Below are 26,521 nucleotides of genomic sequence, written 5' to 3' on the forward strand. Positions count from 1 at the left end.
CTCAATGTTTCGGTAATCCGAGCACATGCTCGGCGACGATATTGGTCTGGATCTGACTGGTCCCGCCGCCGATCGTGGCACTGAAGGAATTCAGGTAGGCTCGCTGCCAGAGGCCTCGATCCAAACCTTCCGGCGAACCAATTCCGTAGGCCCCCGCCTGCCCCTGCAAGGAAATCGCAAACTCGTTGAGACGGCGGTCCAATTCGGTCGTCATCAACTTTCCGGCCAAGGGCAGCGACATCGGACGCTCAGCTACCAGAGGCGGTATCACGGCACGGCGCGCACAGAGCACGGTGGATTGGTGCTCGATCATCAGCTCGACGAGCTTGTCGCGGATCGCGGGATCTTCGATAGCCGGCTTGCCATTGCGCTGCGCCCGTCTGGCCAGATCAATTGCCTCGGTGCGATCCGGCGCGACAAAGGCAAGCCCACCGGCCTGACCGCCACGGGCATTTCGTTCGTACTCGAGCGTGCGCATCGCGACTGTCCAGCCCTGCCCCTCCTCTCCCATCAGCGATTCGCCAGGAATCCGCGCATCCGTGAAAAACGTCTCTGTAAATCCGTATTCACCGGTCAATTTGCGGATGGGGCGTGTTTCGATCCCCGGGACGTTCATCGGTGCGAGGTAAAAAGACAAGCCGGCATATTTGTTGTGCGCGTCCGGAATGCTGCGAGCGAGCAGGATCATATACTTGGCGTAGGAGCCGTGGGTCGTCCAGATCTTCTGACCATTGATCACCCAATCATCGCCGTCACGAACGGCACGCGTCTGTGCGTTACCGAGATCGCTGCCGTGGTCCGGCTCGCTGAAACCTTGGCACCAGATATCGTCTGCCGAGAGGATCCCCTTGATATAACGCTGGCGCTGTTCGTGGGTTCCCATATCGAGAATCAATGGCCCCGCCCAGTTCAGACCGATCGTGTTGAGCATGATCGGACTTTGATGCCGGCGCATCTCGTCGGTAGCGATCTCCTGGAAGCGTTGATTCAATCCGCGACCACCGTACTCCTCCGGCCACGCTGCCCCCAAATAACCGGCCTCGTAGACTTTCCGTTGCCACTCGCAAAGGAATTGGAACTGCTCGTCCGTTCCGACCTCCATAAAGGTGAGCGGCATTACAAAATCGGGAGGAGAAGGGACGTTTTCGGCGAACCACGCCGAAGCGCCCGCACGAAATTCTTCTAGTTCCTGCTTCGATGGTTTCGACACGAATTTTTCATAACCCGAAAGCGGCAAATTAGCACCTCCGAACCAGTCCTCGGCAGCCGTCGATTCCGGATGGCCGATCTCAGCGCTCGATATAGCCCAGAGCCTCAAGCTGTTCCCGCAAAGGATCCGAAAGAGTCATCGATGGCGCAACTATCGCGCCATCCTTCTTCCACTCGTTCCATTCAGCTTCCTGCTGAATCAACTCGGCCAGGACGGCTATGACTTCGGGGGCCTTCCCGGTTTCCCTCTCTCGCTCCCCAAGTTCAGGGCGCACATTATAAAGCTCGTAGTAGTCCTCATTATGGCGAATCAGCTTGCCCTGGTTCATTCGGACTCCCACGCGACCACCACCATAATTCTCCGGGAAGGCCACTAAATCGGGAATGGAACCCGCCAGAAAGTCGCCGCGCAGCCAGGGACTGAGATCCTTCTCCCGCACAGGCGCCTCCGGCGGCATCCCGAGACGCGAAGACTCGATACCGGCCAGTCCAAGAATCGTGGGCGCGATGTCCATCAATCGAACCTGCTCTTCCAGAACCAATCCGGCATCAATCGCCGGTGGATAGCGGACGATCAGGGGAACCTGAATCGCTTCATCGAAAATATGCATCAGGTGCCCGATCTTGCCATGCTCGAAGAACTCTTCCCCGTGGTCTGCGGTCAGAACAACAATCGTATTGTCCCAGAGGCCCCAAGCCCGCAGTTTTTCAAAAAGAACACCGAGTTCACGATCCGAGAAGCGAATCTCCCCATCGTAAAGCGCGACAACGTGTTCCAAGTCACGCTCGGACATCGACGACTTCAGGAATCCGATATTGCGCCCATCAACCTCACCCTCATAGGACGGGTCAAAAAGCGTATCGAAAGGCGGTGGTGGTGCAAAATCGTAGTGGACATCCCAAATATGCAAAAAAGCAAAAAATGGTTTGGGCTGTTCCGCTTCGCGCTCCCCTGCCAGCCAGCTGCTCAAGTTGGCAACCAGCTGGGGAGAGGTCGTCCCCCGATGCGATGCTCGACCGTCGGCGACCAGCGATTCATCGTAAAGATCGAAGCCGCGATCATAGCCGTAATCTCGCCGCAAATAGGGGCCTGCGACAAAACCCGCCGTTGCGTAGCCCTGACCTCGGAGAACCTCGGCCAGCGTCGGGATTTCGTCCGCCAATCGGCGGTCGGTATTATTGACGCCATGTGCGGCCGGGTGCCGACCGGTCAGCATGGTGATGTGCGAGGGGAGAGTCCAGGGTGCAGGCGCGATCGCGGTGACAAACCGAGCACCCTCACTCGCCAACGCATCGATATTCGGGCTTGTATTCCTCGCATAGCCGTAGCTGCCCAGATGATCTGCTCTCAAGCTGTCAATCGAGATCAGAAGGATATTGGGCCGCGGCGAACTGTCCTGAGTACAAGCTGTACCGAGCATCGCCCCACAGGCAATCAGGATCGCAGAGAGATAGCGCACCGCCTTAACTTTGCGGATCGCCGCTGTTTACGCAACGGCAGCACAACCGGAAATCAGGATCGCCGGGCACAATCGGACAGGCGCCAATCGAGCTCGCCGAAACGGAGAAGGGATTTCTCAGCCGCGGTCCGCCGAAACCATTTGACTCAGTTGCGCCATTTGGTGCAGAACACCGCAGGCAGATGGGCCGCTCGTCCGAGGTCGTGCGGTTTCCCATCGAACCCATCACTCCATCACGATAAGGATATCTGAGCATGTCTGACGCACCCGCCCTGCTTGTGGCCAATTTCCAAATCCACGACGCTGTGAAATATCGCGAATACGAAAAAGGGTTTTTCCCGATTTTAAAAAAACATGGCGGGAGCTTCCACACCTACGACGACAACCCGGAGCATCTGGAAGGTCAGGCGCCACGCACCGGACGGATGGTCATTTTCCAATTCCCTTCGGAGGAAGCCGCCAAGAACTGGTGGGCCGATCCGGAGTACCAAGCACTATCCGAGCACCGTCGGGCGGGCACCACAATGGAATCGCTGACCCTGGTTCACGGTCTGCCCCCGCGCGGCTGAGAAGCGCTCCGTTCAGACAAGACGTGAACGGAAAGCCGAGGGCAATTCTCCATCAAAACGTCTGCAGGCCGATTCTGATCGAAGCCCCGATCGCCTGACACCCCGAGACAACCAGCCAGCTGGAACGCAGCGAGACGGAATCTCCTCAGCGGTATTCGTTCTCGAGTCGGCTCAACCAGTAGTCGACATCGAGACGTTCGTCTTCGAGAAGATAGCGCCAGAGCCGAATACGATTCAGGATCTCCAGCCGGCCGGTGTCCAATTCGAACCAAGGCTCGAGCCGGGTGAGAATCTCATGAATCGGGTCGCGATCCGTACCGTCCCCCGTCCAGAAAATCGGGCGTTGGCGATGATGATCGGGCTCAAGATCCGAGGTATCCCAAAGTCTCCTCTGGCGCGCTGTCGGCGCGAGACGAAGCTTGAACATCAGCCGCCTCGCGTCTGACTGATTGAGTCCGGCGCCATGCCAGAGGCCATGATGAAAGAGGAAGACCGTTCCGGGCTCACAGACGACATGCCTCTGCCCCCGCAGATTCTGGTAACGACCAATGCTGCTTTCGCTGACGGTGCGGAGATGCGACCCCGGGACATAGCGAGTGCCGCCCATTTCCGGGGTGACCGCCTCGGGAAAGTAGAGAATCTGGATATCAAACGCTCGTCGGACATCGATCGTCGAATCCTGATGCGTCGCCTGTGACACCGACCGGCGGCGACCATCCAAGGAGGTTTCCTCGGGAAACGTCATATGGAGAAATTGGTGATCGACTACCGGGTCCCTCCCCACCAGGCTGCCAATCGCGCCGCGCACTTCCGGAACCGACAGCACCTCCGCCAGAGGAGATCCCGGAGAGTAGGCTTCTGCCAGCGGGCAACCAGGAGAAACGGTCGGAATACTCCCGGATTGCAGTACCTGGCCATAATGGGTCATCCCGGCGTGGGGACCGCCGGCCTCAAAGGGCGGAAGGCTCTGCACAAAGGCCCGGTTGACCGAGGCAGGCACTGCTCGATCCAGCCGCAGGAAGCCGAGAGCCACGAAAGAAGCCATCTCTCGGGATGTCAGCAGGCGCCCATCTTCACTCATCGACATCCACTATCTTCTCGAAGAAAAATTCGTACTTCAGATACGAAGTCCGGAACTCGGCTCCCGGGAGCTCGGGGGAGAGCGGGCTTGCCTGAATCAGTCGCCAGCCATCGCGCAGGGCCGCCACGCCATCAGCATAAGGCGGTTCATCTCCATCTCCCGCCATCGGCGTCGTCTCTCCCGTACCGTCGTAACGAGCCCATCCCACCACCCCTGAATCCAGAGCCGATGTCTGAAGGTAGAGAACCAGCACCTTCTGGCGCCTCGGCATATCAGGCTTGAGAGCCACGCAGAAGGCGTCCCGGACGGGCCCCCGTGTCTTCGTCGTGACGACGGGTAATCGCGCCCCCGAGAACCGTCGCCAGATAGCCGGAAACTGGCTGCAAAAGTCGGGCACCCCCGGCGGGCAAGTCCTGGTGTACCTCAGGACGGGTCACATCAAGGTTCTCGGGATCGATCACGTTCACATCGGCACGCATCCCGACCTCCAAAGTACCTCTATCATGGAGTCCGTAGAGCCGAGCGTTCCGACGTGTCTGTTTCTCGACCAGCATTTCCACCGGCAGTCGGTCTCCTCGGTTGCGGCGATAGCCCCAATGCTTCAGCTGCGTGGTCGGCATCGTGCCATCGCAGATCAGATTGACGTGAGCGCCACCGTCGGCGAGACCGGTGATCGTCTCGGGATGCGCCAGCATTTCCCCGACAGCATCGAGATTCCCTTCCGCGTAATTGGTGCCCATCAGAGACAGGAACCACTTCCCGTCATTGGCGGTAAGGTAATCGTACATCACCTCGAGAACGTCGCGATTCTCGCTCTCCGCTATTGCGGCGAGAGCCATATCGGGTGTCGGCTCGTAGTCATAGCCATCCGGCATCACGTAAAAAGCGCCGGCTCCAATCAGAAAACCGGCCGAGAGCATCTCCATCGCACCGGCCTGCTCTGGCATCACATCGGCATCGGTGAGAATTCGCTTCTTCATTTCTGGATCACGCATCCGCCGCGCCCGCGCCTCGAGCGGCAACTGAGCCAATTCGTCCCGATAGGTCCGTCGGTGCATGAAGGCATGATAGCCGCAAAGACCGCTCAAAAGAGCGATCGGACGAGATGCGACCTGCGGGCGCAGGGTGGCTCCCTGCGCATTTTCCCGGGAAGCGAAGTCCAGAATCTCCCGCCACTCCTCAGGGTGATCCGGTGTCTGTACGGTCGTGAAGGTGACGGGCAGATTCGCAGCGCGCGACATGGCTGCCAGCAATTGTAATTCGTGTTCGGTATCGAACCGCTCACCTCCGAGAAAGTCCATATCTCCAATCGAAGACGAGGTGATTGCCTCGATCACAGCCCCACCTCCGCGAGCGACGGCTTCCGCCAGAGCGACCAATTCATGTTCGGAGGCATAGGTTCCCGGAATCGCCTCACCATCGATATTACGATGAAAGATCGTGCGCGAAGTCGAGAACCCGAGCGCACCATCGCGGGCGGCTTGCTCGGCCAGGCGACTCATTTCGATGATATCATCTGCGGTCGCATCCTCGTGGCGAAGGGCTCGATCGCGCATCACCTGGAGTCGAAGAGCGCTATGCGGCAATTGCGCTCCAAAATCGACGGCATAGGGCCTGTCCTGCAGGTAGTCGAGATACTCGCTGAAACTCTCCCAGGCGCCCCAGGGAACACCCTCGGCCAATGCCGCGCCCGGGATATCCTCGACCCCTTCCATCACCTCGATCAGAGTCTTTTCCTCGCCGCGCGGACATGGTGCGAATCCCACGCCGCAATTGCCCATCATCAGAGTCGTTGAGCCGTTGCTGAAAGCTGGATCAAGCTTGTCATCCCACGCGACTTGCCCGTCGTAATGCGTGTGCACATCCACCCACCCGGGCGCGACCAACGCTCCATCGGCATCGATCGATTCGGCGCCGAGAGCATCGATCTTCCCACCGATGGCGGCAATTTTACCATCGGCGATCGCCAGATCACCCCGATAACCGGGGGCACCTGTTCCATCGACCAATAGACCGCCACGGATCACCAGATCATAACCTGAACTTGCCTTGGACATTGCCGAACCTCTCTTGAAAAAGAAAAACGAGTTGATGCTGGACCAACGATCTCCTCGTCAGGATACCCTTATTTGCCTCGGAGTCACGGATGCCGTCAAGCCGAACTGTCCGCACGAGGATCCCAGAGATCGATCGCACTCCCGCCTTCGCGGAAGAATCCGTCAGTCCCCACAGGGAAAAATCCGGCACCGGAACGTCCCCGAACTATTGGCTGTGCGGGGCCCGCACGCTTTGATAGGGTTTGGCGATGCCCCCAGCTGCCCCCACCGGCCCAGCACGTGCCCTGCTTATCCTCGTGGCGACCGCTCTGCTGAACCTCCCGACACCCGCTATCGCCGAAATCCACTGCACCGCGTGCGACGGCATACCGAATTGCAAACCGCTTTGCTGGCAGTTCGAATCCGCACCGCCCGGCTTCGACCGAGAGTTGGACACGGTGGCTCCGGCAAACCCTCTTCACGAAACAGGCGGCCCCTGGCGGGCACCCTTGCGCCAAAAATCCCTGACCGCACCGCCAAGGCTGCAAGCTCTGATTCAACAAATCGCGACAGCAGGGCGCGTCGATCCGGCGTTGGTCGAAGCCGTGGTCCGTGCGGAATCGGGATTCGACCCCTTTGCCGTATCGCATCGTGGCGCACAGGGACTGATGCAACTCATGCCGGAAACCGCCCGCGCGGTCGGCGTCGAGAACAGCTTTAGCGCGCAGGAAAATCTGCGCGGCGGGGTCGCGTATTTGCGACAAATGCTCGACCTTTTCAAAGGAGATACACGACTCGCCCTGGCGGCCTACAACGCGGGTCCGAACACTGTTCTCGAGTATCGGGGCATCCCGCCCTACAAGGAAACCCGCGGTTACGTTGACCGCGTCTTCAGGTTCCGCGAACAGATCCGGGCCCGGCGCTGATCAGACCGGGCCACCCAGACACGCAATATGACCGGATGAGGCATTTCTCGTGACACCGAGCCCTGTCAGCGGCTATGAGTCTTCGAGGACTACCGGCACGGTTTCAGGATTCCTGCCGATTACCAGGTCCAGCAAAGCGGGAGGTTCGACATGACTCACGATATTATTATACGAGGCGGGGAAATCGTCGATGGCTCGGGAAGCGATGCATGTCGCGGAGACGTCGCCATTCAGGACGGTCGAATTTCCGCCCTCGGCAAGGTCGAGGGCAGCGCCCATCGGGAAATTGATGCCCGGGGATGTTTGGTGACGCCGGGGTTTATTGATGTCCACACGCATCTGGACGCGCAAATCGGCTGGGATCCGATGATGACCCCGATCAGCTGGCATGGTGTGACGACAGCCTTGATGGGAAATTGCGGGGTGACTTTCGCTCCCTGCCGCCCGCATGACCGCGAAACACTCGCGGGTATGATGGAGACAGTCGAGGATATCCCCAAAGAAGCAATCCTGAGCGGCTTGCCCTGGGACTGGGAAGATTACGGCGGCTATCTCGACGCGCTGGAGCGGTTGAATCCGGCGCTGAATGTCGCGGGCCTCGTGGGCCATTCCGCGGTCCGCTATTATGTGATGGGCGACCGTGCGGTGAAGGGACAGCCAACGGCCGAAGAGCGCGAACAGATGGCGTCTCTGGTCGCACAATCGATGGACGGCGGCGCCATCGGGTTTTCCACCAACCGCTTTCGCCCCCATAAAGGGCCCGACGGCGAATCGATCCCGGGGACGTTTGCACGAACCGATGAACTCGAAGCCATCGGAAAAGTTGTCAGCCAACGCGATGGCCTGTTTCAGGCCGTAGGCGCAGGCGCGGGCATGCTGGGCAAACTCTCCTCGGCAACTGGCGCTCGCATTTTGTTCAGCTCGGCCGTCCTGGGCCCCACTTCATTTGCGGGGAATTTCTGGAACGGCGTCTTCAATCGCGCCAGCACCGGCGATCGCGACCTGACCATGTGTACACACGTCCGACCCTCGGGCTTTGTTTTCGGTATGCAATCCAACTTGCCTCCCGTGCGGGGCGAAAGCTGGGAGCGTCTCAAGAAAATGAACCTCGAAGAGCGGAAAAAGGCGATTCATGATGGAGCCTTTTGCGCCGCCCTGACCCGCGAAGCCCGAAAAAACCGTCTCAGCGGCCTTCTGGTGCGACGGACTTTCTATATGGGCGACCGGGAACAGCCCGACTACACACAGCCTCGGGGGGAAAACCTGCTCGCACAGGCACGGCGTGCCGGCGAACATTGGTCCGAGACTTTCTTGAAACTGTCGCGCGACACGGAAGGCCGAGCGCTCTTTACCTTGCGCCTGTTCAGCGCCAATCTGCCCGGGCTGAGCAAATTGATCCGGAACGAAAACGTACTCCCCGGCCTGGGCGATGCGGGAGCACACGTGTCGCAGATCATGGACGCGGGATGGCCGAGCTTCATGCTTTCGCATTGGGTTCGCCAGGAAGAACATTTCACCATGGGCGAGGCCATTCGGCGGATGACATCAGCCTCCGCCCGCGTGATGGGACTGAACGATCGTGGCCTGCTGGCCTCCGGGATGCGGGCCGATATCAACGTTTTCGACCCTGCCAAAGTCGCCGAGGAGCAACCGCAGTTGGTGCACGACTTCCCACATGACGCGCCCCGCTTCATCCAACGAGCGCGAGGCTACAAGGCAACTCTGGTCAACGGAGAGGTCAGCCTGATCGACGGGGAACATACCGGTGCTCGTGCCGGCATGGTCCTGCGCCAAGCTCCGGCATCGCGCGCCCGACAAGCGGGCGCTTAGCTCTCTTGCCGGGCGCGGATTCAGGTGGGCTCAGAAGGCCCCGATCTGAATAAACTCGGATTCAAAAGAACCTGAAACGGGCCCGCCGATCTCGGTGCTGGCCTGATCGAGACGGATCGTGCCGACCCCACCGAAGCCGACAATCTGGGGCTGATCCGGGGTGGCCGGATTCACGAGCGCAAGGAAAACACTCGTTTCAAGTGCGTGCATTTCGGTCACACCTTCGACGAATACCTCTCTTGGGATCTCCAGAGCGATGGCGAAAAACTGGCCATCCGGTCCCGGCCGCAGCATGAAGAGCTGATAGCCATCTCCTTGGGTACTCAGACCGGCCGCGACCAACAGGCTCTGCCATTGCTGCTCCTCGCCATTCAGGACCACCGACACCGACGATCCAGGACTCGGGGAAGGACCATTCAGCCAGACTGTCTCGAATTCTCCCGAGATCCGGGTGATTGCCTCGACCCGGCATTCAGGTGCTCCGATCCCGCGGGGGGCGCGAATCCATTCGGGGAATGCCGCAACTTCACGAGCCAGGGCCACGCGGAGGCCTTCACCCTGCGCGACGATAAACCTCCTCTGTTGCTCCAACGAAGACGAGGAAGCATTGGTCAGAGCGCCGATTCGATCCGCTTCGGCCAGCAACACGTCTTCGTCCCACAGCTGTTCGTAGAGAGCGCGCAGCCGGTCCACATACATGGCCCGCACCTCGGGGTGTTCGTAAAGACGATTGGCAACCGCACCCTCCGCCAATACGGCAATATCCGTATTCTCCGGATTGAAAAGGCGAATGCGCTGGAAGGCGCCATCGGCGCCCCAAGGGATGAAATAAAACTGATCGCTGCTCGGATCGTGGTACATCAAATAATTGTTCCGATTCCCCGAGTAGCTATCCCAATGAGAGGTGGTCGCTTCCATCGCCCAAAATGTCATGAAAGCGTCGATATCCAGATGCTCTTCGAGCGCGTCGAGCAACTGATCGTCATCGACCTCAAGGGCAGCTGCCAAACCTCGCAGATCGCTTCGATCGTTGAGCTCCTCGTTCGTCTTGAGCTGCATGCGATCGATTAAATCCGCGGAGACGTCGGAGCCCTGACCCTCGTAAAGGTTGCCGCTATCATCCGAGAAGTGACGTCGGATCATGGGCTTCTTCACACTCTCGACGTGCGTATAGATCCCGAGATCCTCCCCGTTGACAACCACCCGCGCGAAATTGCAACGAGGGGCAATGGATCCTGCCTGTCGAAACAGCTCATAAGCCATGCATTGATGGGTATTCGAGGGATCCTGCCGGTTGTTGTTCAACGTCATGCGCTTCATCCCCGCATGCGTTCGACCCTCGACAAACGTCCCGAAGTTCAGCTTGAGGGAAGGTCGCAGATTGGACAGCGAGCCCAGGAAACCTTTTTTTCGAATTGCCACGTTGCGGTAACGCTCGCCATCGACTGTGACCGTGGCCCGAAAATTCTGATAGGCAAAGCCGTCCGAACAACCCGAGAATACGCTCGGAGCCGTTCGCCCATCCTGACAGAGGATGTTCCATTCCGTGGGATCAATCTCGACCTCGACATCAATCACGTGGTCGCGGTCGAAAAGAGCGACACTCAAATCAGGACCATCACCGGCGTTTGGCGCGCCACCCTGACCCGGGCCACAGGCGGCAAGAACACCCGCGAAAGACATCAGAATCAGGGCTGAGCGACAGAATTGGGACAGCCTCCCCTACACTTATGACGAATCAAAAACCCGAGCAACAAGGACAGGCCCCCGCCCACTTCCACTTTTTGCTCTGCCGACCAACCCACGCGATTTCAATCAAGGCGCTCGAAGCAGGCGTTTGTCCACGACGCCATCGACAGGACTTCCCGGCTCGAGTCCCAAAACCGCAAGCACTGTCGGATGAATATCGATGGCACGCACGCGATCCACGCCGCGGCCGGATGCGAAGGCATCGCCGCGCACATAGAGAATTCCCTCGACCCCGGGCGTTTCCGGGGGGTAACCGTGGGTGGCAGAGAGCAAAGCAGACGCCGGCAGAATGTCCGGGCCAACCCAGGCAAGCCACCTTACCCAGACGGGCCAGGCACGCGCGTCTTCGATGAAGTAAGGCGGACGTGCTGAGAGAATCAGATCGCCGACCCGCGCACCCGTGCCGAGATGCCACTCGGGCGGCTGGTCTCGCGGCCGCACCACATCGAAGGCATCATATGCCGAGAGCTTCTCGATCGCATCGTCCACGATCGCCTCGCCGGGCTCATCAAAATAGAGAAAGGAGCTGGTCCCCGCAGAAACCGCGCGTGCCGGAATCTCGTGACGGCGCAGAATTCTCTGGATGTTAACGAGGCTGTCGACCGGCACCATGCCATGATCGGTGGTCACCAGAAGCTGGATTTGATCGCCATCGGGCTGAGCCTCGATCGAGGACAGGACCTCTCCCACGATCGCATCGGCGGCGATCACCGCCTCGCGCGTCTCGGCGGCATCCAATCCATAGCGATGCCCCGTGGAGTCCGGTCCCTTGAAGTAGGCCAGAATCAGATCCGGCCTGTCCTGCGATGGTCGCTCGAGCAGATCGACCAACTGGGCCATTCGCCCCGGATCATCGGGATAATCCTGATAGGTCTTCTCACCCGGAGGCCCCTCGGAATCCAGAGCCCCTCGCCTGGACGAGTACCGACCGTACCAGCCCAAGGCTGCGGTGCGCACACCCTGGCGCTCTGCCGCCTCGTGCAGATGCTCACAATCGATGAGCCAATCAGCGTCGCCGCCGTGGTCATATAGACCACGCTCGGGATCGAGAAAAAGGTTGGAGAGAACACCATGCGTCCCGGGCCAGCAGCCTGTTGAAATCGTCACGCCACCGCTGAGCGATACCGTGGGGAAGGCCTGGTCCATCGCGCCCGCCCTCACTCCCTGAGTGGCCAGTCGATCCAGCCCGGGCGTGGGGAATTTGTCGACATAGGACGGCGGGAACCCATCGAAGACCATGACCACAAAAGTACGTTCCGCCAAGGCGACCACAGGAAGCCCGAGAAGGAAAAACATCAGCAACGTCAAGGCTCGGAACCGTAGACCGGCCCGGAGCCCACATAGCCATCGGAGGCTGGGGTTCATCATCGACGGTGAACCTACATCGGCGGAGCCCAGCGCACCAGTTTGCCATCGCACGTAAGACATGAACGATTGAAGCATGGCCAAAAATGTATGCGAAAGCCTCCTCGATATTCTCGCCTCCGCGGGCGTGCGCGACATCTTCGGTGTCACCGGAGATGCTCTGAATACTCTGCTTGATGCCATTCGAAAAGACGATCGGTTTCGTTGGATCGGCGTCCGACATGAAGAGAATGCTGCCTATGCCGCCTACGCCCAAGCCGAGTTGACCGGCGGGATCGGTGTCTGTGCCGGCACCGTAGGGCCAGGCGCCCTGCACCTCATCAATGGACTCTATAATGCAAAGAAGGAAGGCGCCGGCGTCGTAGCGCTTACCGGGCAGGTCGCCCATGCCGAACGTGGCAGCAACTATTTTCAGGAAGTCGACTTGTCCAGAATGTTCGATGATATCTGCGACTTCCAGGCAGTCCTCGCTTCCCCCGCACAAATGCCTCGCCTGGCCGAAATTGCGGTACAGAAGGCGCTGGCGGAGCGCGTCGTTACGCGCATCGAACTCCCCATCGACGTCATCGACGCAAAGCTCGCCAAAGCGACACCAGCCCACCCTCTGGTCGTCCTTCCCTCCAGTGTCCTGCCGCCCGACAGCGAGATCGAGAAAGCCGCGAACCTTCTGAGCAAGGGAAGCAAGGTCGCGATGTTCTGCGGCGTCGGCTGCCGGGGCGCCAAGGAGGAGGTCCTCGAGCTCTCCGAGAAACTCGACGCGCCCATCGTTCATACTCTGCGCGCCAAGGATATCTTTGATTACGAGGACCCCCGCGTGGTCGGACTGACAGGCCTGATCGGAAACCCTGCCGGCTACCATGCCGTGTGGGATTGCGATGTGCTGCTGATGGTGGGCACGAACTTTCCGTATGACGGTTTCCTGCCCCCGAATGCCACGATCATCCAGATCGATCGCAAGGTAGAGAATATCGGTCGTCGCGCCCCCGTGGAACTTGGTCTCGTGGGGACAGTGCGCGAAACATTGCAAAAGCTCAACCCGCAGATTCAATCGGGCAGCTCCGCGAAATTTCTCGGTGGGCTCGAGAAAATGCGCGACAAATGGCTCAAATCGATGGAGAAGCAGGCTGACCCCAAACGTGTCGACGAGCCCCTCCATCCGCAGATCTTCGCACGCGCCGTCAGTGATCGAGCCGCCGAAGACGCGATCTTCGCGGTCGATGTCGGCGAATGCACCGTCTGGATCGCGCGCCAGGTTTCGATGCGCAACGAACGCCGCATGCTCGGGTCGTTCAATCACGGTTCTCTCGGTGCCGCCCTCCCGGTGGCCCTTGGCTCAAGCTCCCTCGATCCCAAACGACAGGTCTGGGCCTTCTGCGGGGATGGCGGTTTCGGCATGGCCATGCAGGATCTGGTCACGGCTGTCCGCTACGACTGGCCGGTCAAGATTCTCGTGTTCAACAATAGCGAGCTCGGTTTTGTGAAAATGGAAACCGAGGTTTCCGGCCTGCCGGTCTATCAGGAAGCCACGGGATTGCTGAACCCCGACTTCGCCGCCTACGCACACGCATGTGGTGCCGGGGGCGTCCGGGTCGAACATGCCGCGGACATCATCCCGGCGATTGAGCAGGCCATCGCGCACGACGGGCCCTTCCTGATCGATGCCATCGTCAGTCCCGGCGAGCTTACCATGCCCCCCCACCTCACCATCAGCGAGGCGTGGGGCTTTGGCCTATCCAAAGCCAAGGAAGCGATTCTCGGCCTCAAGGGCGACCATTCGCAGTGGAAAGGCTGGCGCGACGAGTTCATGGCAAATCTGCGATAGGCTGCCCGGCCGAGAGTTCCTGCGCTCACCACAAAGTGGGCCCTGAAAACTCGTCCCTCCACGATACGCAGGAACACTCCTCAGGCACACGAAGCAGCTGTGCGCGCGCCCGGCAGACTGGCCGAGGCGGAGGGCGACTGGTAGGTACGGGGCAAGGAGTTTCCAAGCCATGACCAAGACCAAGACACGAACCGAACACGACTCGATGGGCACCATGACCGTGCCTGCGGATGTCCTCTACGGCGCCAGCACACAGCGTGCCGTCCTGAACTTCCCCATCTCCGGCCGTGTCGTCGGCCACGAAGTCATTCATGCCTTCGCCCTGCTCAAGCGCGCGGCTGCGGAAACCAATCACGAACTTGGCCGGCTCACGCAAAAACGCCGTCGCCTCATCGTCAAGGCCTGCAACGAGATCGCCACCGCGCTCGAAGGTGACACCGAAACGCGACAAGCCATGATGCGCAACTTCCCGGTGGACGTCTTCCAGACGGGCTCGGGCACGTCGAGCAATATGAACGCCAATGAAGTTATCTCGAATATGGCGTGTCTGGCGGCCGGCGCCAAAATCGGAGCGCAGGATCCCGTACACCCCAACGACCACGTCAATTTGGGGCAATCCTCCAATGATACTTTTCCCACAGCGATGCAGGTTGCCGCCTGCATCGAGATTCGCAGCACGCTCCTGCCGGCGCTGAAGAAGCTCGCAAAGGCCCTCCATCGAAAGGCCAAAAGCTTCGACAAGATCGTGAAAATCGGCCGCACCCACCTGCAGGACGCGACGCCGATCCGGCTCGGGCAGGAGTTCTCGGGCTTTGCGGCTCAGGCTGACTATGCCATCAAACGCGCGGAGCGCGCAGTCGAAGCAATGGCCGGCAATCTTCCCATCGGCGGCACCGCGGTCGGGACCGGCATCAACACGCATCCACGATTCGGCAAAAGTGTTTCGGCGCGATTGGCCAAGGCCACGGGTGTTCGCTTCAAGGAAGCGGCCAATCATTTCGAAGCGCAAGCCACCAGGGACTGCGTTGTCGAAGCCCATGGATTGTTGCGAACCGTCTCGATCAGCCTCTCCAAGATCGCCAGCGATATTCGCCTGATGGGCTCCGGCCCTCGGTGCAGTTGGAGCGAACTGGTCCTGCCGGAGCTACAACCGGGATCCTCGATCATGCCGGGCAAGGTGAACCCCGTTCTGGTCGAAACCGTAATGCAGGTCTGTGCGCAGGTCGAAGGCAACGACGTCACCATCGGCATTGGCGCCATGGGTGGCGTAGGTTCCATGATGGAGCTCAATGTCTCGATGCCATGTATGGCCGAGCGGATGCTCGAAAGCATCCTCCTGCTGTCGAATGCGAGTGACACCTTCGCGGACAACTGCGTCGCGGGCCTGAAAGCCGACAAACGTCGGATTGCCGCTTCCGTCGAGCAAAGCCTGATGCTGGGGACCGCTCTGGTTCCCGTGATCGGGTACAACAAAGCAGCAGAGATCGCACATCACGCTCACGAGAGTGGCCAGACGATCCGAGAATATTGCCTGGCGCACGATATTCTCGACGCGAAGACTCTCGATAAGGTTCTCGACATCAGCGGAATGACGAAACCGCAGTAAGTCTGCCTTGCCCCACCGGGGCAAGGCGTTGTATCGTCTTTGCCGTGGCGAAGATGGCATCGCAACTGACTGCCGGGCGAGATGGCCCTGTGGACCTCGAGATCATTCTCCCCGTTTTCAACGAGGAGACAGTCCTCGACGCTCTCTTTGGGCGACTGGATCTGGTGTTTGACTCACAAGCCCGGCTGGACCACCAGCTCTCATCCGTTCGCTTTCTGATCATCGACGATGGCAGCTCGGATAATACGGCCGCTCGCATCGCACAACTCATCCGCGAGGGACTTCCGGCGCGTCTGATTCGATTGTCTCGGAATTTTGGTCATCAGGCAGCACTCTCGGCCGGACTCGACCACGCGAAGGCGGACCTCGTTGCCATCATGGATGCCGACCTGCAAGATCCACCCGAGATCATCCTGGAAATGGTTCAGGCTTGGCGCGGCGGCGCCGATGTCGCTTTTGGAGTGCGCGAGAATCGCAAGGAAGGGATCATTAAAAAGTTCGCTTACGCAGCTTTTTACCGCGTCTATGCTTTCCTCGCAGAAGTCGACGTCCCACTCGATAGCGGTGATTTCTCCCTGCTGGATCGAAAAGTAGTCGAGGCGATGAAGCAGCTCCCTGAGCGACTACGGTTCCCTCGTGGGCTGCGCACATGGGTTGGATTCAATCACGTTGCCATTCCTTACGAGAGGCTTGCTCGGCAAGAAGGCGAGAGTAAATACGACTGGCGCTCGCTCTATCACCTTGCGACCGACGGGATCGCCGCCATGAGTATTCGGCCGCTTCGAATCGTCCAATTTTCCACCTTCTTCTCGTCGCTCTTCACGCTGATTCTCGGCACCGGCCTCGCGGTGCGAGTGTCCATGGGAAGTAATCTGGACCCTGAAGTGTATTGGTCGCTCATTGTCTGCCTTGCCGTTCTCGCGACGAGCTCGGTAAACCTCGCATGCCTCTATATCTTCAGCGCCTATATCGGACGCACCTATCTGGAAATCAAAGGTCGACCGACCTTTGTGGTCATGGAAACAGTCCCGGCCGAGAAAGATCCCTCTGAATGAAGGCCTCGGTCCAGGAGAACGTGCCCGCGAGCGCCGCCGCAAACATTGAATGGATCAGCGATGTACCGGGCGACCCCTTTGTCGACGGATGGTTTGAAGTCGGCTCTGCCGAGCATTTCTGGTTTCGCTGGCGTTTCCGCGCCCTCCAGGGCCTGATCCGAAGTCTCGGCTTACCCATGGAACGCCCCCTTCGCGTTCTGGATATCGGCGGCGGCCATGGAGTCCTTCGTGCCCAGATCGAAAGCGCTACATCCTGGAAGGTCGACGTCGTCGATCTAGACCGAGCCGCACTCGCACGATGCGGTCCCGGGCGAGGTCGAATCCTCTTCTACGATATTCTCGAACAACGAGAGGATTTCCTTGGCTCCTACGACATCATCCTGATGATGGACGTACTCGAGCATATCGAGGTCACGTCACCTTTTCTGGAAGCAGCATCCGCCCACCTTCGCCCCGGGGGCACCTTGCTCCTGAATGTCCCGGCCCTCCGGATCTGCATGAGCATCTACGATCGAGCCGCGGGACATTATCGGCGCTACCAAAAAGATACTTTGGCGGCAGAGTTTGACTCGCCGGCTTTCGAAATCCTCGAGCAACGCTACTGGGGCGTCTCGCTGATTCCCGCAGTTCTGGCGCGAAAAGCGATTCTCGACTTCCGGGATCGGGAAGCGGATGCGATCAAGGAGGGCTTTCCCGAACCACATTGGATCGCCGACGGGCTGCTCCGGACACTTCTGGCAGGAGAGACCTCCCTCTGGAAACGCCCGCCCGCCGGAGCCTCTCTTTTGGCAGGTATTCGCTACAATAAAAATGGCGCGTGAATCATCGAAGCTGCTCGGCTTCTGCCGCCGCCTTCGCAAACGGCCCTGAATCAGCCTGCCTCGCTGCTTCAAGATCATACAGCAGCATTCCCTTCGCGTTTCCGTGCTCGCCTCCTTTGATACGGAGACCGAAGACCATCTTTTTCCCATCGGGACTGACCACCGGATTGTTCGCCCCGAAGCCTGCGTAGTCTGTGAAATTGGTCAGACGAGTGGCGCGGGCGCTGCCGTCCAAAGCCAACTCCCAGATGTCAATATCGCCCACAGGCACCGCCGTATAAGTATCTGCTTCCCGCTCGATCGCGATCGTCTTGCCCTCGGGGAAAACACCCTCCGCCTCGTCATAGCCCCAATCCCTGGAATAGTTGGTCAGAGAACCGGTTTCGAGGTCGACCCCCATCACTTCGCCCCCTTTGTAAGCATAAGCCGTAAAGAGCAGTTCCTGATCGTTGGGCGGGCGGAAATCCTGCGTCTCGAGAAAGGCCAGATAGTAGAAATCCTCTCTACCTGCGCGTCTCCGTCGGTCCACCAATTGCGCGCGGCCGTCGTCGACCACGATTCGACCTGTCCAGATTTCCGAGCGAGCAAAAACAAGTTCCTCGGGATAGTCCGACCGGGTCCAGGCGATTTTCATGTCAATTCGCGAGGTAGCGGGACCTTCAAAGCATGGCTCATTCAAGGACTGGGCCGCGTCCTCGCCCTCGCTCCCGAGAAAGAACAACTCCGTATGCCAACGGTCCCCGGCACCCACGGCACCCTCCTCAGTCGGGGCACTGGGCCCACAAAGTAGGAAGTCACCGTTGGCCAGATAACGTATGCGGGTAAATCCGTGATGAGGGAAATGGCTTGTCAGGCTTCGACGGACACCTGTTGCCAGTTCCAATTCGTAAGCGTTTCCCACGAGCGCATCGAGGTAAACCAGACGCCTTCCATCCGCGGACCAATCCGGTCGAACGCCGGAGTCCAGAACCGGACGAATCCAGTGCGGCAAATCTTCCAGTGGCGAGCCGTCCCGAAAACCAATCGGACCGGCCCGATCGCAACCGGCGAGCAACGCGCTCAGCAGAAGAAGCGAAACCCGCCAATGCTCCCGGAGCCAGCCCAGACTCCGGAGACCCTCGACCCCGCGAGGGTGCATCAGTCCGTTTTTGCCGGCGCCAGATCCTGTCGTTGCCGGTGGAGCGCGCTCATTACGGCACGAAACGAAGCGGTTGTAATCGATTCGTGCATACCCACCCCCCATTTGAGGCTGCCATCGTGCCGGCGGGTTTCCACATAAGCCACCGCCGAGGCCTCGCTTCCCGAGGCAACCGCATGCTCGCTATAATCGACGACATCGACATCGATACCCAGACTCGATTTGAGACCTGCCATCAGCGCCGAGATCGGACCATTCCCCGCACCCTCAACGGTTTGCGGCGCGCCATCGAGCAAAATATGCGCCTTTACCTGCGACCCATCCGCCCCGGTGGTGGTCTCGTGCGTCAACAACTCGATACTCTGCTTCGCGGGGAAGTACTCTGCCTGAAAAGACTCCCACATCGCCGCCGGACTGATCTCGGTCCCGGTATCCTCAGCGATCCCCTGAATCGTCTGTGAAAATTCGATCTGCAAGCGGCGCGGCAGGTCCAGCCCGTGCTCGGTCTGGATGACATAGGCGACGCCGCCCTTGCCCGATTGGCTGTTCACGCGGATGACGGCCTCGTAGCTCCGCCCGACATGTTTAGGATCGATGGGGAGGTAGGGAACGCCCCACTCCTCATAGTCCGTGCCGAGCGCGGCAAAGCCCTTCTTGATCGCGTCCTGGTGACTCCCGGAAAATGAGGTGTAAACCAGATCTCCCACGTAGGGATGCCGACAATGCACGGGAAGCCGGTTGCAATATTCCGCCACCCGGCGAAGACCGTCGATATCGACAATCGACAACTCGGGATCAATTCCCTGGCTGAAGAGGTTCATCGCCAAGGTCACAACATCCACATTGCCGGTACGTTCGCCGTTGCCGAACAATGTACCCTCAACGCGATCCGCCCCTGCCATCAGCCCGAGTTCAGCGGCCGCCACAGCGCATCCACGATCGTTATGCGGGTGCAGGGACAGGCACACGCTCTCCCGGTTCCGGATATTCCGATGAAAATACTCGATGACGTCCGCGTAGATCTTGGGGGAGTACATCTCGACGGTCGCGGGCAGATTCAGAATAATCGGCCAGTCGGGCGTTGGCTGGATTACGTCCATCACAGCTTCGCAGATCTCGATGCCGTAGGCAGCCTCGGTTCCCGTGAAACTCTCCGGCGAATACTCATAACGAATATTCGTGCCGGGCAACGTGGCCTCCAGCTCGCGGCACTGACGAGCAGCTTCCGTTGCAATCCTGGTAATGCCCTCTTTCTCCAGACCGAATACGACGCGACGCTGCAGAACCGAGGTCGAATTGTAGAAGTGCACGATAACATCTCGTGCGCCCTGCAAGCATTCGTAGGTCCGTTCAATCAGCTCCGGGCGGCATTGGACGAGCACCTGAATCGTGACGCCCTCGGGAACCAGATCCTCCTCGATCAACTGTCGAACAAAATCAAAATCGGGCTGGCTGGCCGCCGGGAAGCCGACTTCGATTTCGCTGAACCCCATCTCGACGACGGTGTCGAACATGCGTCGCTTGCGGACTGGGTCCATCGGATCAATCAGGGCCTGATTGCCATCGCGCAGATCGACGGAGCACCATAGCGGAGCCTTCTCCAGACGACGGTCCGGCCACGTCCGATCCGCCAGATTGAAATCAAGCGGCTGGAATGGTCGGTATTTCTCAAAAGGCATCCTTCTCGGTGCCATATTCTGCGACATTACGATCTCCCCTGGCCCGAGATAAGGGCCCTCTGCCGGGATATCACCTCTCTGGCCAATATGCTCAACGAACCGAGATCAGGCCCCTCCAGCATCTCTGCGCGGACCAGCACCTGAGCCGTCTGCAGTGGTGCCGGGGTACCCACTCTCCATCTTTTTTCTAGCCCAGAGGACGGCGGCAGGGAAGACTCGCCTTCCCACGACTGAGGAAGCGAGGATCGCCGACCGACTCATCCCAAATCATAGAGAAGGTGCTGGCTGAGATCTCCAATCAGGTCGATGAACATGGTGCGAGTTTCAAAGCACCACTGACCATCGACGAGATGAAATGTATCGTGATAATGGCCGGAAATAATTGGCTGCAAGGGCAGGTCTTCGGTTCTCTGGAGGACGGTATAATAGCTGCGGGCCTTCGCCGTTTTTTCGTCGTCAGCGACCTCGACAATCGCGTTGGTCGTCAAATGGCGCGTCCGGGGAGTCCCGTCCTCGTAAATACGCGTGGAGGACTCATACATCGTAAGCACCTGTGCGGCTCCCTCAAACGTCGCTTCGCGTGGGGCGTCCGGCGATGGCAGGATCCTGCCGTGCCGGAACAGGTCGGCTACCCCCGGGAGGTCTCCGGCATCAATTCGCTCGGCGTAGGTATAGAGTAGATTTTCGATGCTCCGGGCGTGATCTCGCATGATTCCTCCGCGCTAAGTTCGGCGGGGGTCAATGCCGCCAACAATCCGGACCATCAACGATCCGCCCTCCGACGACAACTTCACCCTGCGAGGCGCTGGACGGAGATCTCCTCGTCCATTCCGTCGGCACCCGGCAGGATCGCCGGCGCCTCATCATCGTTCGAGATTCTCTTTCGCATGTCCCGCGAAACTTCCCAACCGCAATTATATCCGGGCAGAAACGTGACACCCGGCCCCGGATGGCAAGCGGCCCCGCACATATAGAGACCTTCAATCGGCGTCCGGTGCGCAGACCCCGCTACCAGCATCCGTTCACCCAGCATATTCTCGGGATGAATCAGACCATGGGTAAAGTCGCCCTCGGTCGCCCCATGCATGGTCGCAAAATGATCCGAAGAGAAAACCGCCTTGTCGATAATCCGCTCGCGGAAATCAGGCATATAAGTGCATATCTGATCGATCACACGCTCGGCCGCCTGATCCAGCAGTTCGCCGCGAAGTTCCTTTGCCGCCTTGCATGGGAAACAAAAGCCGTAGGCGCTGGCGATATGTTGTCCCTCCGGAGCGAGGCTCGGGTCGACGATCGAGGGAATTTGAAAGGCAACGGGAAGCCAGGCCGGCAAGGCCCCCGTATCGCAGGTCTCGAAGCTTTCCTGCAGGACCTCCGGCGCATTGACCATCGCCCCGCCGAATCGATTATGGATATCGGCATTCAGATGCGCCCACTCACCGCCGTAACTCGGTAAACCCTCCAGCCGGAACAGCATATGGACGTAGGCGCCTCGATGCTCGGCCTTCGCAACATCCGAGGCCAGGGACGCATCCAGATATTCTTCGCCCACCAGACGCCCGAAGGTCGCGGGCTTGTCCAGATTGGACAACACGGCCGCAGCTCGTATTTCCCCACCGCCCTTGAGAATAACGCCGACCGCTCGGCCCTCCTCCATCAGGATTCGGTCCACAGAAGATTTCAGCCGGACCTCGCCGCCGGCAGCTTCAAGCGATCGGACCAGAGCTTCACTCAATGACCCCATCCCGCCCTTCACGCGGCGCATCAGACCACCGTCGCCGCTCTGGGCGAAGGTATAAACCAGACAGAGCGCCGAGCCCGGCGTATAAGGGCCTTTGTATGTGGATTGAATCGCCGCGAAGGCCAGCAGGGAACGGAACGTATGGTGCTTCTCCTTGTCGGGGAAGAACTTGTCGATCAGATCCATCGCCGAACCCTCGAAAGTCAGACGTAACTGCTCGCGAGCCTGCTCGGTGGGCGCTTCTGCCAGAAGTTGCGCGAGACCCCGTGGGACTCGGCCCGGGGTAAAACGATCCATGACGCTGGCTGGATACTTGAGGAACCGGAGCAGTCTGACGAACCCCAACATGGCCGCAAACCCGTGATGGCGAACGATATGCCAAAGCTGTCGACCCTGCTTGCTGTAAAGAACCAGCGGAGGATGACCGGAGCCGACGAGATTGATGGCCATCACCGGCAATTCCAGAAATTCGACCCCGTTCTTTTCGAACTCGTAATATTCCAGAATTTCATCGGCGATCGGAAAGAGACAACTGGCACCAACCTCATTCCGACATCCTTTGAAGATCTCGCGAGTGCCCGCCATCCCACCGACGTAGGCGTTCTTCTCGAGAACCAGGACTTTGCTCTTCTGGTTGGCCAGAACCTGTGCTGCTGCCAAGCCATTGTGACCAGCACCGATTACGATCGCATCATATGTTTCAGGCATATTTTCCTCCGCGACGCTGCTCGCATCACGGGGCAAGTCTGCCCCATTTGACGAAAATCTTCTACGCCTTGCAACAAATAACCATCACGGGCTCACCTGCCGCGAAAACGGCGGGCCCAAACTTGCGCCCTTCGAAAACCAGGGGTTCGCGCGACGTTCTACAAATTGTAACCAGACTCCTCGTGCAGAGCGATATCCAGTCCCTCGAGCTCGTCATTGGCATCGACACGGATCGGCACAAACAGGGCCGTAAACTTGATCAGCACGAACGTGGCTACCGCGGTATAGACACAGGTGATCACCGCCGCGAGCAGCTGCGTGCCGACCTGACTCCCCATCGCCAGGTCGCCTTCGAGGCCGCCGAAGATTTCGGAGGCAAAAACGCCGACCAAAATTGTTCCGACAAAACCGCCAACCCCATGCACGCCGAAAACGTCCAGCGAATCGTCGTAGCCAAGCTTGTTCTTCAAGGAAGTCGCGAAAAACCAGCAAGTCCCGCCCGAAATCAGCCCGATGGCAAAACCGCCGAATGGTCCGATGTAGCCAGAGGCGGGCGTGACGGCAGCCAGCCCGGCAATGGCGCCGGTCGCCGCGCCAAGGACGCTCGGCTTTCCGTATTTCACCCACTCGATCGCCATCCAGGCCAACGTCGCGGCGGCAGCTGAGATATGCGTCACGACGACGGCCATCGCCGCGTTGCCATCGGCCGCAAGCGCGCTTCCGCCATTGAAACCAAACCAGCCCACCCACAGCATCGCTGTGCCCATGAAGGTCATCGTAAGATTATGGGGCGGCATCGGCGTTCGCGGGTATCCCTCGCGGGGGCCCAGAACGATGCAGAGAACCAAAGCAGCAATCCCGGCGGTAATATGGACAACGATGCCTCCGGCGAAATCAAAAACGCCCCACTGCGAGAATAAACCGCCGCCCCAGGTCATATGACAGATCGGCGCGTAGACCAGGAATAGCCAGAGCGACGAAAACAGAAGCATCGCAGAAAACCGCATTCGCTCGGCAAAGGCTCCGATGATCAGCGCCGGAGTAATCACCGCAAATGTCATCTGGAAGGCGAAGAATACCAACTCCGGAATACTGCCCCACGCTGCATCGGGACCAATGCCTCGCAGGAAGAACTTCTCGCTGAAGGATCCGAAAAATGCGTTCCCCTCGGCGAACGAGAGACTATAGGCTCCGCCCAACCAAAGGATGCTCATCAGGGCCGTGAGGACGAGGCATTGCATCAGAATCGAGAGAACATTCTTGGTGCGCACCAGTCCGCCATAGAACAGGGCCAATGCGGGTATCGTCATGAACAATACCAAGGCCGTCGAGGTCAGTACCCAACTGGTATCTCCGGCGCTGATCCCCTCCTCGGCCAAAGCGACCGTCGGGAACCATAGACTCAAAAAGGCCCCCCCCAGAATTCCACTCAAACGGTTTGCTGAATTGTTCATGAATCAACCCTTTGCACCTTTCCGAATCTCTGGCCCTCGCGTTCAGAGCCCTCGACTGTGCAAATAATAAGCACACTGAAAAGAGGAAACAACAGGCCCGTGGTCGGTGCACTAAAATTAAGCAGGTTGATGATCAAAGCCTATATAATTCAATACCTTTTGGTTCTTCAGAAGAAGCAGCTCCGGGAGAAAATCCAGACAGACCTGCGCGAGTCCTCGCGGAAACCGCCCGCGGGCCCCCTCAATCGCCCGCCTTTCGGACCTCCCGCGGCGCGGGAGGCAGCGGTGCCCAAAGAACGGGGAACAAGACCAAGGCTGAAGCTGCCGCACATACATAAAGACCAATCTGGTAGGAGCCCAGAATGTCGCGGGAGGCCGCCATCGCTGTTGGTCCGGCAGCACTGCCCCAGACAATGCACATCATCATGGCGCTGTTGATCGCCCCCAAATGCTGCCGTCCGAAGAAACGAGGGATGGCAACGGTCGAGAGCGGGACGAAGCAACCCCCACTGAATCCCAGACCCGCGACGGTCGCCCAATAAAGGCCTGCATCATCGAGCCCGGCGGCCGAAGCAAACCCGACCACTTGGGCCACCAGCATCCACGCAAAAAGAGTCTGGATGCGCAGATGGTTGGTCAGCCAGCCAATGCCGATCGAGGTCAACACGCTCACGACGGCAATGGGAGGAAAGATACCGATGGTGGCTGTTCGCCCGAGACCCGCCTCCGCCCCCAGATCCAGAATATGAAACGTGATCCCGGTGACGGTCAGCCCCTGCAACGCAAGCGGGACGACAATAGCCCAGAACATCAGGGTTCGCACAGCCTGCGAACGATCGAATTCGGGCTCGCGGTCGGCGGACCCGGGGAGTTCAGGGTGGAGGCTGGAGACTTCGGATGAACCCGGAAGTCTGTCGGCCGCCGGCTCGGGGGCCCCGTCCATTCGCAACCCGCATTCCTCCGGAGAATCCCGGAAGACAAGCCAACCCAAGCTACCCATCCCGAGCCCGATCACCAATGCCATTTCCAGCCAGGCGCCCCGCCAACCGGACGCATCAATCCATCCAGCAAACAAAATCGGAGTCATTGAAAACCCCAGCGACACAAAAGGACTCGAAGCCCCCGAAACGATCCCGCGCAGACGATCAAACCAACGCCCGATGAGGGTCCGACCAATCAGCGTGAGCATGCCCTGCCCCGTGAAACGCAGTGCGAAGAAACCGAAAACCATCGCACCAAAGAAGGCTCCCTGCGCATAACCGGCGCCGACGATTCCAATGACCGCATCCGCTACGCGGTCCACCGCAGAGAGATACATCAGAGTCACCGAGAGCCCGGCAGACGCCATCAGGGTCGCGGCACGAGCACCCACCCGGTCGAGCAAGGAACCAGCCCACGGCAGCAAGGCACCAGAGAGCAGCGTCCCGCAAAGGTAGGCGTTGCTGAGACCGATGCGTGAGAGCCCGGTCACTTCCATCAGGGGCTCGGTAAAGACGCTCACGCCCATCGTCTGACCAGGAATACTCATCAGAACGGCCAATGTGGCGACGACGAGAATCAGCCACCCGTAGAAGAACGGAAATTGATTCGGACGGAATGGAAAATCAGGCTCAAGAGCGCGCATAAAGGGAATCGTTCGGGTCGGGCAGGAACGCTAGCGATCCGCCAGCGTCTCGCCGGAAACCGGACCGAGACCGGCTGAGTGCCGCGCAGAGGGCCAACCCCGAGGACCGCGATCGATCCCCGTCACAGCACCGATCTGGACAATCGAGCTGTGAAAACCGGGTTCCTGTAATTTCGGATTGGGGTCCGGCTCGACTTGAAGCTGCGACACCACACCGGCCAGCGGAAACGAGACATAAAGTTCGCGGACGAGGCCTTCATTCAGGACTTCCCAATATTCGATGGCTGGCTCCGCGGGTCTCACGCGGAAAAACTCGAGCGCGGATTGCCGCATGGCGCGATAATCCGGATAATCCGAAGCCGCGAGGCCCTCGAGATATCGGTAACGGATAAAGAGGTTTATCGAGCGCCCGAATTGACGCGTCGTTGGATGGTCCAGAACTGCAAATTGAAACTCCTGAATCACCGGGGGCGCAGCCGGCTTTGACGGCAGCCACGCGGCGCAGCCCGCGAGAAGCCCGGAGGCGAGGATCAGGGCCCATCCGAGCCCACGTGGGGGCATCCCGGGGGCAAACAATCGCGGGTAAAATTCCGTGATTGATCGCCTCCCACCCCCACCGAGTTGGTGCCCAGACATGCTTCGGGCTAC

Annotated in this window: 21 protein-coding genes; 7 read left to right on the forward strand and 14 right to left on the reverse strand. The window is 59.4% G+C overall.

Features of this window, described 5'->3' with window-relative positions; genetic code table 11:
• Position 1: 1 nt before the first annotated feature.
• A complete protein-coding gene (locus tag P8K07_11090; GenBank protein MDG1959063.1) occupies positions 2-1,210 on the reverse strand; it encodes an acyl-CoA dehydrogenase family protein in 1,209 nt (402 codons plus the stop codon).
• Positions 1,211-1,289: 79 nt separating this feature from the next.
• Positions 1,290-2,669, reverse strand: a complete 1,380-nt coding sequence (locus P8K07_11095; GenBank protein MDG1959064.1) for a sulfatase — start codon at positions 2,667-2,669, stop codon at positions 1,290-1,292.
• Positions 2,670-2,923: 254 nt separating this feature from the next.
• Between P8K07_11095 and P8K07_11100 the strand changes: the two genes are divergently transcribed.
• Entirely contained in the window at positions 2,924-3,238 is a 315-nt protein-coding gene (locus P8K07_11100; GenBank protein ID MDG1959065.1) for a DUF1330 domain-containing protein, read from the forward strand.
• A gap of 145 nt (positions 3,239-3,383) precedes the next feature.
• Here the strand turns inward: P8K07_11100 and P8K07_11105 are convergent, their stop codons facing one another.
• From P8K07_11105 to P8K07_11115, 3 genes are read right to left on the reverse strand one after another with little or no spacing between them, the layout of a single operon-like run.
• Positions 3,384-4,319 carry a phytanoyl-CoA dioxygenase family protein gene (locus tag P8K07_11105; protein ID MDG1959066.1) on the reverse strand — a complete coding sequence of 312 codons (936 nt, stop codon included), beginning with the start codon at positions 4,317-4,319 and terminating at the stop codon, positions 3,384-3,386.
• Entirely contained in the window at positions 4,312-4,590 is a 279-nt protein-coding gene (locus P8K07_11110) for a hypothetical protein (protein ID MDG1959067.1), read from the reverse strand. The genes P8K07_11105 and P8K07_11110 overlap by 8 nt, the downstream gene beginning before the upstream one ends.
• Before the next feature lies 1 nt (position 4,591).
• Positions 4,592-6,376, reverse strand: a complete 1,785-nt coding sequence (locus P8K07_11115; GenBank protein ID MDG1959068.1) for an amidohydrolase family protein — start codon at positions 6,374-6,376, stop codon at positions 4,592-4,594.
• Positions 6,377-6,624: 248 nt separating this feature from the next.
• Between P8K07_11115 and P8K07_11120 the strand changes: the two genes are divergently transcribed.
• Positions 6,625-7,281, forward strand: a complete 657-nt coding sequence (locus P8K07_11120) for a lytic transglycosylase domain-containing protein (protein ID MDG1959069.1) — start codon at positions 6,625-6,627, stop codon at positions 7,279-7,281.
• Between the two features lie 150 nt (positions 7,282-7,431).
• Positions 7,432-9,111, forward strand: coding sequence for a D-aminoacylase (locus tag P8K07_11125; GenBank protein MDG1959070.1), 1,680 nt, complete (start codon positions 7,432-7,434; stop codon positions 9,109-9,111).
• 30 nt (positions 9,112-9,141) lie between these two features.
• Here P8K07_11125 and P8K07_11130 read toward each other — a convergent pair whose 3' ends face one another.
• Positions 9,142-10,794: a CotH kinase family protein gene (locus P8K07_11130; GenBank protein ID MDG1959071.1), complete on the reverse strand. Its 1,653-nt coding sequence runs from the start codon at positions 10,792-10,794 to the stop codon at positions 9,142-9,144.
• A 132-nt stretch (positions 10,795-10,926) separates the two neighbouring features.
• The gene (locus P8K07_11135; protein MDG1959072.1) at positions 10,927-12,228 is read right to left on the reverse strand and encodes an alkaline phosphatase family protein; all 1,302 of its coding nucleotides are present in this window, start codon (positions 12,226-12,228) and stop codon (positions 10,927-10,929) included.
• 73 nt (positions 12,229-12,301) lie between these two features.
• Between P8K07_11135 and P8K07_11140 the strand changes: the two genes are divergently transcribed.
• From P8K07_11140 to P8K07_11155, 4 genes are all read left to right on the forward strand, one after another.
• Positions 12,302-14,047, forward strand: a complete 1,746-nt coding sequence (locus P8K07_11140; GenBank protein ID MDG1959073.1) for a thiamine pyrophosphate-binding protein — start codon at positions 12,302-12,304, stop codon at positions 14,045-14,047.
• Between the two features lie 169 nt (positions 14,048-14,216).
• Entirely contained in the window at positions 14,217-15,653 is a 1,437-nt protein-coding gene (locus tag P8K07_11145) for a class II fumarate hydratase (protein MDG1959074.1), read from the forward strand.
• Positions 15,654-15,706: 53 nt separating this feature from the next.
• Positions 15,707-16,708: a glycosyltransferase family 2 protein gene (locus P8K07_11150; protein MDG1959075.1), complete on the forward strand. Its 1,002-nt coding sequence runs from the start codon at positions 15,707-15,709 to the stop codon at positions 16,706-16,708.
• Complete coding sequence (locus P8K07_11155) at positions 16,705-17,529, forward strand: class I SAM-dependent methyltransferase (GenBank protein ID MDG1959076.1); 825 nt, start codon at positions 16,705-16,707, stop codon at positions 17,527-17,529. The genes P8K07_11150 and P8K07_11155 overlap by 4 nt, the downstream gene beginning before the upstream one ends.
• 1 nt (position 17,530) lies before the next feature.
• Here P8K07_11155 and P8K07_11160 read toward each other — a convergent pair whose 3' ends face one another.
• The 7 genes from P8K07_11160 to P8K07_11190 form a co-directional block, all read right to left on the reverse strand.
• A complete protein-coding gene (locus tag P8K07_11160; protein ID MDG1959077.1) occupies positions 17,531-18,667 on the reverse strand; it encodes a hypothetical protein in 1,137 nt (378 codons plus the stop codon).
• Entirely contained in the window at positions 18,667-20,346 is a 1,680-nt protein-coding gene (gene leuA / locus P8K07_11165; protein ID MDG1959078.1) for a 2-isopropylmalate synthase, read from the reverse strand. The genes P8K07_11160 and leuA overlap by 1 nt, the downstream gene beginning before the upstream one ends.
• A 257-nt stretch (positions 20,347-20,603) precedes the next feature.
• Positions 20,604-21,056, reverse strand: coding sequence for a nuclear transport factor 2 family protein (locus P8K07_11170; GenBank protein MDG1959079.1), 453 nt, complete (start codon positions 21,054-21,056; stop codon positions 20,604-20,606).
• A gap of 80 nt (positions 21,057-21,136) precedes the next feature.
• Positions 21,137-22,795: an NAD(P)/FAD-dependent oxidoreductase gene (locus P8K07_11175; GenBank protein ID MDG1959080.1), complete on the reverse strand. Its 1,659-nt coding sequence runs from the start codon at positions 22,793-22,795 to the stop codon at positions 21,137-21,139.
• Between the two features lie 158 nt (positions 22,796-22,953).
• Positions 22,954-24,249 (reverse strand): ammonium transporter, encoded by a 1,296-nt coding sequence (locus tag P8K07_11180; protein ID MDG1959081.1) that lies wholly within the window; start codon positions 24,247-24,249, stop codon positions 22,954-22,956.
• A 241-nt stretch (positions 24,250-24,490) separates the two neighbouring features.
• Positions 24,491-25,873 carry an MFS transporter gene (locus P8K07_11185; protein MDG1959082.1) on the reverse strand — a complete coding sequence of 461 codons (1,383 nt, stop codon included), beginning with the start codon at positions 25,871-25,873 and terminating at the stop codon, positions 24,491-24,493.
• Between the two features lie 30 nt (positions 25,874-25,903).
• The gene (locus P8K07_11190; GenBank protein ID MDG1959083.1) at positions 25,904-26,434 is read right to left on the reverse strand and encodes a hypothetical protein; all 531 of its coding nucleotides are present in this window, start codon (positions 26,432-26,434) and stop codon (positions 25,904-25,906) included.
• Between the last annotated feature and the right edge of the window lie 87 nt (positions 26,435-26,521).

The sequence above is a fragment of the Candidatus Binatia bacterium genome (genome assembly GCA_029248525.1).
Classification (GTDB): Bacteria; Desulfobacterota; Binatia; order UBA12015; family UBA12015; genus UBA12015.

Bases quoted from the DNA above. Each gene is read 5' to 3' on its own strand.
- P8K07_11185 (MDG1959082.1), bottom strand. From the start codon at position 25,873: ATGCGCGCTCTTGAGCCTGATTTTCCATTCCGTCCGAATCAATTTCCG.
- P8K07_11130 (MDG1959071.1), bottom strand. From the start codon at position 10,794: ATGTCTTTCGCGGGTGTTCTTGCCGCCTGTGGCCCGGGTCAGGGTGGC.
- P8K07_11115 (MDG1959068.1), bottom strand. From the start codon at position 6,376: ATGTCCAAGGCAAGTTCAGGTTATGATCTGGTGATCCGTGGCGGTCTA.
- P8K07_11180 (MDG1959081.1), bottom strand. From the start codon at position 24,249: ATGAACAATTCAGCAAACCGTTTGAGTGGAATTCTGGGGGGGGCCTTT.
- P8K07_11135 (MDG1959072.1), bottom strand. From the start codon at position 12,228: ATGATGAACCCCAGCCTCCGATGGCTATGTGGGCTCCGGGCCGGTCTA.
- P8K07_11125 (MDG1959070.1), top strand. From the start codon at position 7,432: ATGACTCACGATATTATTATACGAGGCGGGGAAATCGTCGATGGCTCG.
- P8K07_11100 (MDG1959065.1), top strand. From the start codon at position 2,924: ATGTCTGACGCACCCGCCCTGCTTGTGGCCAATTTCCAAATCCACGAC.
- P8K07_11170 (MDG1959079.1), bottom strand. From the start codon at position 21,056: ATGCGAGATCACGCCCGGAGCATCGAAAATCTACTCTATACCTACGCC.
- leuA (MDG1959078.1), bottom strand. From the start codon at position 20,346: ATGCCTTTTGAGAAATACCGACCATTCCAGCCGCTTGATTTCAATCTG.
- P8K07_11120 (MDG1959069.1), top strand. From the start codon at position 6,625: ATGCCCCCAGCTGCCCCCACCGGCCCAGCACGTGCCCTGCTTATCCTC.
- P8K07_11150 (MDG1959075.1), top strand. From the start codon at position 15,707: ATGGCATCGCAACTGACTGCCGGGCGAGATGGCCCTGTGGACCTCGAG.
- P8K07_11145 (MDG1959074.1), top strand. From the start codon at position 14,217: ATGACCAAGACCAAGACACGAACCGAACACGACTCGATGGGCACCATG.
- P8K07_11155 (MDG1959076.1), top strand. From the start codon at position 16,705: ATGAAGGCCTCGGTCCAGGAGAACGTGCCCGCGAGCGCCGCCGCAAAC.
- P8K07_11160 (MDG1959077.1), bottom strand. From the start codon at position 18,667: ATGCACCCTCGCGGGGTCGAGGGTCTCCGGAGTCTGGGCTGGCTCCGG.
- P8K07_11105 (MDG1959066.1), bottom strand. From the start codon at position 4,319: ATGAGTGAAGATGGGCGCCTGCTGACATCCCGAGAGATGGCTTCTTTC.
- P8K07_11190 (MDG1959083.1), bottom strand. From the start codon at position 26,434: ATGCCCCCACGTGGGCTCGGATGGGCCCTGATCCTCGCCTCCGGGCTT.
- P8K07_11110 (MDG1959067.1), bottom strand. From the start codon at position 4,590: ATGCCGAGGCGCCAGAAGGTGCTGGTTCTCTACCTTCAGACATCGGCT.
- P8K07_11140 (MDG1959073.1), top strand. From the start codon at position 12,302: ATGGCCAAAAATGTATGCGAAAGCCTCCTCGATATTCTCGCCTCCGCG.
- P8K07_11175 (MDG1959080.1), bottom strand. From the start codon at position 22,795: ATGCCTGAAACATATGATGCGATCGTAATCGGTGCTGGTCACAATGGC.